Origin of the sequence: Streptomyces sp. SID13726 (genome assembly GCF_010548375.1) — a bacterium.
Classification (GTDB): Bacteria; Actinomycetota; Actinomycetes; order Streptomycetales; family Streptomycetaceae; genus Streptomyces.
The window spans coordinates 1-413 of record NZ_JAAGLY010000626.1 but is presented as its reverse complement, the minus strand read 5'-3'; the positions used below and the strand labels follow the sequence as shown (position 1 = coordinate 413).

Below are 413 nucleotides of genomic sequence, written 5' to 3'. Positions count from 1 at the left end.
AGCGTCGGCCTCGATGTCCGCGACGCGGACGACGTCCTCGATCACCGGGTTCGACAGCACCTTGACCGCGGCCTCCTCGGCGGCGGCGAGGATCTCCGGCGTGACCGGTCCGTCGACCTCGAGCTCGAACCGCTTGCCCTGGCGGACGGACGTGAACTGGGTGAAGCCGAGGCGTGGCAGCGCCCCGACGACGGCCTTGCCCTGCGGGTCCAGGATCTCGGGCTTGGGCATGACCTCGACGACGACGCGTCCCACGGGGGCTCCTTGGCGAGAGAGTTCGGGAGAGCCGGGGCTCCGGGATCCCGCCCACGTCGCGGCCGTCGAGGACGACCGGTGGGACGGGACGAGCGGGAGCCGACGGCGGGATTCCGCAGCCAGTCTACCGGGCGCTCGGTACCGTCCTGGCGGGCGTC

The 413-nt window shown here is 72.6% G+C and carries 1 protein-coding gene; it reads right to left on the bottom strand.

Going from position 1 to position 413, the window contains the following annotated elements; translation table 11 throughout:
* A partial coding sequence (gene purS / locus G3I78_RS49465; protein ID WP_164437223.1) for a phosphoribosylformylglycinamidine synthase subunit PurS occupies positions 1 to 255 on the bottom strand: 255 nt, incomplete at its 3' end.
* Positions 256 to 413 lie beyond the last annotated feature (158 nt).